The organism is Novosphingobium panipatense (genome assembly GCF_900182875.1).
GTDB lineage: Bacteria > Pseudomonadota > Alphaproteobacteria > Sphingomonadales > Sphingomonadaceae > Novosphingobium > Novosphingobium panipatense.
In genome coordinates this window covers 1-1,339 of the sequence record NZ_FXUI01000058.1, presented here as the reverse complement: position 1 = coordinate 1,339, position 1,339 = coordinate 1, and the positions used below count along the sequence as shown (strand labels likewise).

Here is a 1,339-nt window from a genome sequence, read left to right as displayed (position 1 = left end):
CCTACGCTTTTAGAGCCTAGGCTCCTGGACATGTGCGCAGGCACCCCGGCGTGAAATCACACCGTGTGCCGTTCTCGACAGGGTTCTTAAGCCCCGGCGCTGCCGTTTTTGCAGCACGCCGAAGCGCCTAGCACAGCGACGAGGACCAACCAAGCGGCACCCCGTTCGCCGGAGTAGCGCCGGGGATTTACTGCCGGGTTACCCGCTCGACTTGCCGGGCAGGAGGCAAGCACGCGTTCGCACATCTCGGCATCAGACGGGGCTTCATCGCCATAGCATGACGCTGGGTGTTCCTCGGCCGTCAAGGATCAGCGGTCCCCCCGATTTTGCCGCCGCTCCGCTGCGCTACCCGGCAACAAAATCGGTTCCCCCGCTGCCCGCTTCGCGGCGGCCATGCCGTCCCTGACCGCCTCAACACCGCGTCCCGCTGAGCCCATCCTCATCGATGAGAGATGGGGAGCACGGCATCATTCTGATGGAGGCTCTTATGGACAACCTTTCCGACGATCTCCGGGCGCTGTTCAACGCTCCGATCTGCCCGTACTGCGCGACGCTCTACGATCCTGAGCAATATGACGAGGTCGATGAATGCGCCCGCTGTTCGAACTGCTGCAGGGCATACCAGGTCGCGGCCGAACACCGCCCACCACAGCCGCACATTCCGCAAGATGACCCGCTGTCGGCAGCCGCCCAATCAGATAGTCTGGCCCAGTTTCGGGACGAGGCGGGCCGCGTTTCGAAAGCCATGATGCGCCAGACCGCCGGAGGAAGCTACCAAATGTACGAACGCTGGTTCACAGAAGCGCTCGGGCCTGCCATCGACAAGCTCGATCCGGTGCTCCGGCCCCAGGCAATCACGATCGCCAGCGAGCTTGGCTATATCGCCGATACCGAGGTCATGGCGGCCGGCTTCGGTCCAGGCCTATGCTCGATCAGCGGCATCGATGAGCATTTTTGCCATTGCGGCCGGCATCCCTGACGACATCGGGGCCGGGTATCCGCTCGGCCCCTTCTTCTCATCCATCGCCGAACTCGTTCCGGCTCGCTCGCGTGCCGCGCGGACCCGTCGGTCCGCACGCCGCTACGCCTTGCCGCAGCGTCCCGACGAGGGGAAACATCTCTCACAGACTTCCCATTATGTCGGACGGCCGAGACCGCCTCAAGGACGGTGGGGCCCCACCATTTTCTTCGGCGGATCGAGCGCGGCGCTTCTCCTTCGGCGTTGGCGGCCGCCGAAGAAAATCGTGACCCCCACCGCCGCTCACGCGGTCGCTTCGCGATCCTTGACCCGGCCTCGGCCGCCCGACGCGCCGCTCCTGTCATTCAAGACCGACAGGAG

Annotated in this window: 1 protein-coding gene; it reads left to right on the top strand. The window is 64.6% G+C overall.

The window, feature by feature from the left end:
* Positions 1–487 precede the first annotated feature (487 nt).
* On the top strand, positions 488–979 hold the full coding sequence (locus QOL62_RS19790; protein ID WP_020818469.1) for a hypothetical protein: 492 nt from the start codon (positions 488–490) through the stop codon (positions 977–979).
* Positions 980–1,339: the final 360 nt, after the last annotated feature.

Coding starts and splice junctions, on each gene's coding strand:
- QOL62_RS19790 (WP_020818469.1), top strand. CDS start 488: ATGGACAACCTTTCCGACGATCTCCGGGCGCTGTTCAACGCTCCGATC.